Annotated in this window: 7 protein-coding genes and 1 other RNA gene; all 8 read left to right on the top strand. The window is 65.8% G+C overall.

Translation table 11 applies throughout. The annotated features are described in order from the left end of the window. Window positions 1-473, top strand: a 473-nt coding sequence (locus tag AC3AYF_RS15090; RefSeq protein WP_487779935.1) for an SAM-dependent methyltransferase, incomplete at its 5' end; no start/stop codon positions are given. Between the two features lie 166 nt (window positions 474-639). Then, window positions 640-990: RNase P RNA component class A (gene rnpB / locus AC3AYF_RS15085), an RNA gene on the top strand. A gap of 32 nt (window positions 991-1,022) precedes the next feature. Continuing rightward, on the top strand, window positions 1,023-2,003 hold the full coding sequence (rsmH, locus tag AC3AYF_RS15080; protein WP_295036535.1) for a 16S rRNA (cytosine(1402)-N(4))-methyltransferase RsmH: 981 nt from the start codon (window positions 1,023-1,025) through the stop codon (window positions 2,001-2,003). Between the two features lie 8 nt (window positions 2,004-2,011). Then, window positions 2,012-2,341: a cell division protein FtsL gene (gene ftsL / locus AC3AYF_RS15075; RefSeq protein WP_295036533.1), complete on the top strand. Its 330-nt coding sequence runs from the start codon at window positions 2,012-2,014 to the stop codon at window positions 2,339-2,341. Continuing rightward, the gene (locus AC3AYF_RS15070; RefSeq protein WP_487779934.1) at window positions 2,338-4,056 is read left to right on the top strand and encodes a peptidoglycan D,D-transpeptidase FtsI family protein; all 1,719 of its coding nucleotides are present in this window, start codon (window positions 2,338-2,340) and stop codon (window positions 4,054-4,056) included. Before ftsL ends, AC3AYF_RS15070 begins: the two co-directional genes overlap by 4 nt. Next, complete coding sequence (locus tag AC3AYF_RS15065; protein WP_295036531.1) at window positions 4,053-5,606, top strand: UDP-N-acetylmuramoyl-L-alanyl-D-glutamate--2,6-diaminopimelate ligase; 1,554 nt, start codon at window positions 4,053-4,055, stop codon at window positions 5,604-5,606. Before AC3AYF_RS15070 ends, AC3AYF_RS15065 begins: the two co-directional genes overlap by 4 nt. Beyond that, window positions 5,603-6,958, top strand: a complete 1,356-nt coding sequence (locus AC3AYF_RS15060; RefSeq protein ID WP_295036530.1) for a UDP-N-acetylmuramoyl-tripeptide--D-alanyl-D-alanine ligase — start codon at window positions 5,603-5,605, stop codon at window positions 6,956-6,958. Before AC3AYF_RS15065 ends, AC3AYF_RS15060 begins: the two co-directional genes overlap by 4 nt. Window positions 6,959-6,967: 9 nt before the next feature. Continuing rightward, the gene (gene mraY, locus AC3AYF_RS15055; RefSeq protein WP_295036529.1) at window positions 6,968-8,050 is read left to right on the top strand and encodes a phospho-N-acetylmuramoyl-pentapeptide-transferase; all 1,083 of its coding nucleotides are present in this window, start codon (window positions 6,968-6,970) and stop codon (window positions 8,048-8,050) included. Window positions 8,051-8,180 lie beyond the last annotated feature (130 nt).

Genomic DNA, 8,180 nt, shown 5'->3' with positions numbered 1-8,180 from the left:
GCCTGCCCACGGACAGGTTCACCGTCGAGGGGTTTTTGCCCGCCAAGTCCGGGGCGCGCCGGAAGCGGCTGGAAGCCGGTGCCTCGCGGGAAGAGACCAGGGTGTTCTACGAGTCCCCCCACCGGATTCGCGATCTGCTGGATGATCTCGCCAGCGTGGTCGGGGATCGCCAGGTGGTGCTGGCACGTGAGCTGACCAAGACCTTCGAGACCCTGCTGGAGGGATCGGCGAACGAGCTGTTGGCGATCATGGATGCCGATCCCGATCAGGCGCGGGGCGAATTCGTGGTGATGCTGGCGGGGGCGCCGGTGAAAGAGGCATCCGCCGACGATGCCGAGGGCGAGGCGCTGCTTCGCGCGATGCTGGCGGAAGAAGTGGCGGTCAAGAGTGCGGCGGCCATTGCTGTCCGGCTGCTGGGCGGACGGCGCAAGCACTGGTATCAGATGGCGTTGTCGATCAGGTCGGAGGGATGACGCGCCGCCATCCCGTATCGACGATCCGGAGGCTGGCTTCGTTGTCGCCGACGTTGAATCGGTGTCGGCATTGGGAGACGGTTTGGCGGGGTCGGCAAAAGCTTTTGCCTGACGCGTCAATGCTGCCTTGAGAGGGTCTCGGGGGGCTGTTATTCTTGCGCGCTTGGGAGTCGGCCAGACAGTCGCCGCCGGCATGTCCGGGGGAGGAAAGTCCGGGCTCCATAGGGCAAGGTGCCAGGTAACGCCTGGGCGGCGCAAGCCGACGGCTAGTGCAGCAGAGAGTAGACCGCCTAAGCAGCGATTCGCTGCCGGTAAGGGTGAAAGGGTGCGGTAAGAGCGCACCGCGCGCCTGGCAACAGTGCGTGGCACGGTAAACCCCACCTGGAGCAAGACCAAATAGGGATCCTTTGGCGCGGCCCGCGCTGGATCCGGGTAGGTTGCTCGAGAAACGTGGCGACGCGTTTCCTAGATGAATGACTGTCTTAGACAGAACCCGGCTTATCGGCCGACTCCCTCTCCGATTCTTTGCCGTTCAACACCGAGATACGCATGCTGCACCGCGACAACGCTCCACAGGCACCCCAAGGCGGTGCGGCGAATCGTTCCGACTTTCGCCACACCAGCGTGTTGCTCGATGGGGCGGTGGACGCACTCGTGCAATCGCCCTCCGGTATCTATCTCGATGGCACCTTCGGGCGCGGCGGGCACTCCCGGGCGATTCTCTCGCGGCTCGATGCCCGGGGGCGGCTGATCGCGATCGACCGCGATCCCGCCGCGCTGGCCGTTGCCGCCGAGATCGACGACCCGCGCTTGACGGTATGCCGCGGCGTGTTCGCCGAGCTGGATAGCCATGCCGAGGCGTGCGGTGCGTCAGGGCGGTTGAGCGGTATCCTGCTCGATGTGGGCGTCTCCTCTCCCCAACTGGACGATCCCTCGCGGGGTTTCAGCTTTCTACGCGACGGCCCGCTGGACATGCGCATGGATCCGACCTCCGGGATCGGTGCCGCCGAGTGGATCGCGCGCACCGGTGACCAGGAGATGGCGCGGGTCTTCAAGGCCTACGGCGAAGAGCGTTTCGCCAAGCGCATCGCACGCGCCATCGTCACCGCGCGTCAGGAGACGCCGATCGTCGGTACCCATCAGCTGGCCGAAATCGTCAAGGCAGCTCATCCCGCCTGGGAGAAGGGGAAGCACCCCGCGACCCGCGTGTTCCAGGCCATTCGCATTCACCTTAACGATGAACTGGGACAGCTGACCCGGGCGCTGGACGTCGCCCTGGAGTCGCTGGAGGTGGGGGGGCGCCTGGTCGTCATCAGTTTTCATTCGCTGGAGGACCGGCTGGTCAAGCGGTTCATCCGTGACCAGTCCAGGGGCGATACGCACTTGCCCCGCGGCATGCCGGTACGCGAGGATCAACTTCACAAGCGGCTCAAGCCGGTAGGCAAAGCGATGCGTGCCAGCGATAGCGAGATCGACGCCAACCCTCGCGCGCGCAGCGCGGTCATGCGCATCGCCGAGAAGCTGGAATAGGGAGCAACATGGCCGTTCAAGGACGACGCAGTGGGTTGGGATTGGGCAACTGGCCATTCGCCCGACGCCTGGATCCACGTTCCGCTCTGCTGGGTGTGGTCATCATTGCGCTGTTGATAACGGCGCTGGCCATCATCAGCACCTCTCATCTGACCCGGGTCCAGTACGCGCGCTTGCAGAAGCTCGAGAACCAGCGAGATTCGCTGCAGACGGAGTGGGGACGGCTGCTGCTCGAGGAGAGTACCTGGTCTTCTCCCGCCCGTATCGAGTCGTTGGCCACCAAACGCCTGAACATGCGTGTCCCGAGCGTCGATGAAGTGAAGGTGATTCATCCATGAGTGCGTCCAGACGCGCCGCGACAGCCAGGAGCCGCCGGCCGGATGCCCCCTTGGGGGCCGGACGCTACTGGTTCATGCTTCTCGTCATTCTGGTCGCGCTATCCGCACTCGTCGGCCGGGTGGTCTACCTTCAGGTCATCGACCGCAGTTTTCTCCAGAACCAGGGCGATGCGCGCACCCTGCGCGTCGAAACCATCGGCGCCCATCGAGGCATGATCAGCGACCGCAACGGTGATCCTCTGGCCATCTCGACGCCGGTGATCACGCTGTGGGCCAATCCTCAGGAACTGCCGAAGGACCCCATTCAGCAGACATTGCTGGCAAAGGCGCTCAAGGTGGATCCCGGCCAGCTGGCAGATCGCATCTCGCGCTACTCCGACCACGAGTTCATGTATCTGCGCCGTCAGTTGACGCCCGCCGCCGCCAAGCCGGCGCTCGATCTGCAGATGCCCGGTGTCTACTCGCGCGACGAGTACAAGCGCTATTACCCGGCAGGAGAGGTGGCGGCACAGCTCGTCGGGGTGACCAACGTCGACGACAAGGGGCAGGAAGGGCTCGCGCTGGCCTACCACCGTTATCTGACCGGCCAGCCGGGCAAGCGGCGCGTGCTGAAGGATCGCAAGGGTCATCTGGTTCGCGACCTGCACCTGATCGACGAGGCCAAGCCGGGCGGTGACCTGACGCTGTCGATCGATCTGCGCCTGCAGTACATGGCGTATCGCGAACTGGCGGCGGGGATTCGCAAGAATGACGCCGACGGCGGTTCGCTGGTGATGCTGGATGCGCGGACCGGCGAAGTACTGGCGATGGCCAACCTGCCTTCCTACAACCCCAACAATCGCAGCGACGTGGATGTCCGCGGCCTGCGCAATCAGGCTATCACCGACGCCATCGAGCCTGGCTCGGTCATGAAGCCGCTCGCCATGTCGGCGGCGCTCGCTTCCGACAAGTTCACGCCGGAAAGCATCATCGACACTTCGCCCGGCTGGATGGGGGTGGATGGTTATACCATTCGCGATTTTCGTAACTACGGCAAACTGTCGCCGGCCGGGATTCTGCTCCACTCCTCGAACATCGGGATGTCCCACATTGCCCTGGAGCTGCCCAAGGACGCGATCTGGAATCGCTATCGCGAGCTTGGCCTGGGGCAGTCGCCCGGCACCGGGTTCCCGGGAGAGAACAGCGGGAGCCTGCCGTCGCCAACCAACCTGCCGCGCAGTGCCCAGGCGGCGATGGCCTACGGCTACGGGGTTGCCGTGACGCCGCTGCAACTGGCAAGCGCCTATACCGCCATCGCCAACGATGGCAAGCGCCTGTCGCCCTCGCTGCTCAAGCTCAACGGCGATCCGGAGAGCGAACAGGTGATTTCGGCCACCGTGGCGCACGAGCTCCTGGCGATGATGGAAAAGATCGTGCAGCCCAATGCCGGCGGCCATCTGGCGATGGTTCCCGGTTACCAGATCGCGGGCAAGACCGGCACCGTGCGCAAGGTCACCAGCACCGGCTACCAGGAAACCGAGTATCGGGGGCTTTTCGCCGGTATTGCCCCGGCCTCCAACCCGCGTATCGTTACCGTGGTGATGATCGACAATCCCAAGAAGGGCGACTATTACGGCGGCCTGGTCGCCGCCCCCGTATTCAGTCGCGTCGTGGGCAGCGCGCTGCGCCTGTTGGACGTGCCCCCCGACGCGCCGCAGGAGGAGACTGCGCCATGAGAATCGATGCCGCGCGGCTAGCGACTGCACTGGCCGAGCTCTGGCCTGATGTCGCTACGCCTTCGGGCAGCGCCGCGGAACCGTCGCGGTTGGCATCGTGGCTTTCGGGCGCAGCCGAATTGACGCTGACGCAGGATAGCCGCCAGATCGAGAGCGGCGACCTGTTCCTGGCTGTACCGGGCGTCAGTGTCGACGCTCGGCAGTTCATCTCCGAGGCGCTCGATTCCGGTGCGGTCGGTGTGCTCTGCGAGGCCGAGGCGCTGGATGCGACCTGGGCTGCCGACGAGCGCGTTCTCGCCTTGCCCGGGCTGGCGCTTCGGCTGGCCGCGCTGGGTCGACGGCTCTTCGCGGTCCCGGAATCGTTGAAACTGATCGGCGTCACCGGTACCAACGGCAAGAGTTCGGTCACGTATTACATTGCGGCACTGTTGGAAGCCCTCGGCACCCCGGCTGCGGTGATCGGAACGCTGGGATATGGTCGGCCCGGCGAAGTCCGCGCTGCGCTGCAGACCACGCCGGGCCCGCTGGCGTTGCAGCGGATGCTCGGCGAGTTGGCCGGCGCTGGCGTCGAGGTCGTTGCCATGGAGGTGTCGTCGCACGCGTTGACTCAGGAGCGGCTCGGCGATACCAGGGTCGATGCCGCGGTCTTCACCAACCTGAGTCGCGATCACCTGGACTATCACGGCAGCATGGCGGCCTATGCCGCCGCCAAGGCCCGGCTTTTCAGGCGAGACTCGGTTCGGCTGGCCGTCGTCAATGGCGATGATCCCCTGGCACGCTTGATGCTCGCGGGTCTGCCGGGCGGTACTCGAGTCCTGGCGACCGGGGGTGGCGAGGCCACGACGCTGCGTGTCGTCGATTGCGAAGCGCTGCCGAACGGCCTGCGCGCCATCGTTGCCACGCCGGAGAACGAAGGGGTCCTCGAGCTGTCGTTGATGGGGCGTTTCAACCTCGACAACGCACTGCTGGCGATCGCCACGCTTTACGGTCTGGGCCATCCGCTGGAGTCGCTCTGGCAGGCCGCCGCTACGCTGCGGCCGGTGCCGGGGCGCATGCAACGGCTGCCGCGAGACGATGCCGGCAGGGTGCCGGTGGTGGTCGTGGACTATGCCCACACGCCGGATGCGCTGGAGAATGCGCTCGCCGCGCTGCGCGCTCATCTGCCGAGCCGGGATGGGGGCGAACTGTGGTGCGTGTTCGGCTGTGGCGGTGACCGTGACAGCGGCAAGCGTCCGTTGATGGCGGCGGTCGCGGAGAAGCTGGCGGATCGCATCGTCGTTACCGACGACAACCCCAGGAGCGAAGACCCGCAAGTCATTCGCGACGAGATCGCGGCCGGGCTGTCACCGGAGGCTCGGGCGGAAAGCTGGTTGGTCGATGGTCGGGAAGTGGCGATCGAGCGCGTCATCGCGACGGCCACGGCGGAGGACATCGTGCTGATCGCCGGCAAGGGTCACGAGGATTATCAGGAAGTCGCCGGCATGCGCCACCCCTTCAGCGACGTCGGGGTGGCGAGCCGTTGCCTCCGTTCGCGGGAGGCGTCCGCATGAACGACCGGTTGAGCGGCATCGCTTCGCGTCTCGGCGCGACCTTGAACGGCGCCGACGTCGAGGTGTCCCGTATCGTCACCGATACGCGCGCTCTTCGCCCCGGCGATCTGCTGGTGGCGCTGCAGGGCGAACGCTTCGACGCTCACGATTTCCTCGCCGAGGCGCGGGAGAAAGGCGCCGTGGGCGCGGTCGTGGCACGACCGGTCGCCGACCCGCTGGCACAGGTCGAAGTACCCGACACCCGGCTGGCATTGGGGTTGCTGGCGCGGGCGCACCGGCTCGGGTGGGGCGGAAAGCTGATTGCGGTGACCGGCAACAGCGGCAAGACCACGGTCAAGGAGATGCTCGCCTCGATCCTGCGGCGACGGGCGCCGACGCTGGCCACGCGCGGCAATCTCAACAATGACATCGGCGCGCCGCTGACGCTGCTCGAGCTCGATGCCGAGCAGCGTTACGCGGCCATCGAACTGGGCGCCAACCACCTGGGCGAGATTGCCTGGACCACCGCGCTGGCCAAGCCGCAGGTGGCGGTCATCACCAACGTCACCGGGGCGCATGTCGGGGAGTTCGGCGGCATGGGCCAGATCGCTCAGGCCAAGGGCGAGATTCTCGCCGGCCTGGCCATGGACGGCTGCGCCGTCCTCGATCGGGACGAGCGCTATTTTCCGGTGTGGCGAGCGCTGGCGGGGCGCGCCCGAGTGATCGATTTCGGCATCGGGAGCGACGCCAGCGTCACCGCTCACGATCTGGTGTGCGATGCGGGTGGGCGTTATGCTTTCACGCTTTCCCTGCCGGGCGAAACGTCGGTGCGCGTCTCGTTGGCCTTGATGGGGCGACACAACGTGCGCAACGCGCTGGCCGCGGCGGCCGCGACACATGCGCTGGGGTTCTGCGGCGCCGAGATCGTGACCGGGCTCGAGGCCTGCCAGAGCATGGCGGGGCGCATGCAGGTGGTCGACGGGGTGCGTGATAGCCGCGTGATCGACGACACCTACAATGCCAACCCCGGTGCGATGCGAGCGGCACTCGAGACGCTGGCGTCGCTGCCGGCGCCGCGCTGGTGTTTCCTCGGACCGATGGGCGAGATGGGGGCCGAGAGCGAACGCCTGCATGCCGAGGTCGGTCGGCTGGCGCACGATCTCGGACTCGATTTTCTGGGTACGTACGGCGAGGCCGCGCGTGCCGCAACGGAGGCTTTCGGCAACGAAGGCCGTCATTTCGATGACTGGGCGACACTCGAGCGTTTCGCCCAGCATCAGCTTCCTTCCCGGGCCAGCGTGCTGGTCAAGGGTTCGCGCAGTGCCGGCATGGAACGACTCGTTGCCGCACTGCGTGATGATGCCTCAAGGTGAATCTGACTCATGCTGCTTTTCCTGGCTGAACTGCTTACCCATTTTCAAAGTGCTTTCAATGTTTTCGGATATCTCACCCTGCGCGTGATCCTGGGCACGCTGACGGCGTTGTTCCTGAGTCTGTGGATGGGACCACAGATGATCCGGCGTCTGGTCGAGCGTCAGATCGGTCAGGCGGTGAGGGACGATGGTCCGCAGTCACACCTCTCCAAGGCGGGCACGCCGACCATGGGCGGTGCGCTGATCCTGGTCTCCATCGCGATCAGTACGCTGCTGTGGGGCGATCTGACCAACCATTACGTGTGGCTGGTACTGGCGGTCACGCTGGGTTTCGGCGCCATCGGCTGGGTCGACGATTTTCGCAAGGTGGTGGAGAAGAACCCGCGCGGTCTGCCGGCCCGCTGGAAATATTTCTGGCAGTCGGTAATCGGTCTCGGCGCGTCGTTGATCCTCTATTTCACGGCCGCGAGCCCGGTGGAGATCAGCCTGATCGTGCCGCTGTTCAAGGATGTGGTGATTCCGCTGGGCCTGTTCTACATCGTGTTGAGCTATCTGGTCATCGTCGGCAGCTCCAACGCGGTCAACCTGACCGACGGCCTCGACGGCCTGGCCATCATGCCGACGGTGCTGGTCTCCATGGGCTTGGCGGTGTTCGCCTATGCCAGCGGCAACGCCGTCTTCGCCAACTATCTGCACATCCCCGAAGTGCCGGGCGCCGGCGAACTCGCCGTGTTCTGTGGCACCATCGCCGGGGCCGGCCTCGGGTTTTTGTGGTTCAACACCTACCCCGCGCAGGTGTTCATGGGGGACGTCGGTGCGCTGGCGCTGGGGGCGGCGCTGGGCATCGTCGCCGTCATCGTTCGCCAGGAGATCGTCCTGTTCATCATGGGTGGCGTCTTCGTCATGGAGACGGTGTCGGTCATCCTGCAGGTGGGCTCCTACAAGCTCACCGGCCGACGCATCTTCCGCATGGCGCCGCTGCACCACCATTTCGAACTGAAAGGGTGGCCGGAGCCCCGCGTCATCGTGCGCTTCTGGATCGTCACCGTCATGCTGGTCCTGCTGGGGCTGGCGACATTGAAGCTGCGTTGACGCCATGAGCGATTCGCTATCCGCCGAGCCGGCAACCCCTGCCGCGGCAGAGTCAGCCGAGCCGGGCATGCCGCCGACCTTGGTGGGCGGGCTGGGAATCTCCGGCCGTGCGATCGCCCGCTTCCTGGCT

This window comes from Salinicola sp., from assembly GCF_982684285.1.
The sequence above is the reverse complement of the archived record's forward strand: the minus strand, read 5'-3'. Positions and strand labels throughout refer to the sequence as shown.

Coding starts and splice junctions, on each gene's coding strand:
- rsmH (WP_295036535.1), top strand. CDS start 1,023: ATGCTGCACCGCGACAACGCTCCACAGGCACCCCAAGGCGGTGCGGCG.
- ftsL (WP_295036533.1), top strand. CDS start 2,012: ATGGCCGTTCAAGGACGACGCAGTGGGTTGGGATTGGGCAACTGGCCA.
- AC3AYF_RS15070 (WP_487779934.1), top strand. CDS start 2,338: ATGAGTGCGTCCAGACGCGCCGCGACAGCCAGGAGCCGCCGGCCGGAT.
- AC3AYF_RS15065 (WP_295036531.1), top strand. CDS start 4,053: ATGAGAATCGATGCCGCGCGGCTAGCGACTGCACTGGCCGAGCTCTGG.
- AC3AYF_RS15060 (WP_295036530.1), top strand. CDS start 5,603: ATGAACGACCGGTTGAGCGGCATCGCTTCGCGTCTCGGCGCGACCTTG.
- mraY (WP_295036529.1), top strand. CDS start 6,968: ATGCTGCTTTTCCTGGCTGAACTGCTTACCCATTTTCAAAGTGCTTTC.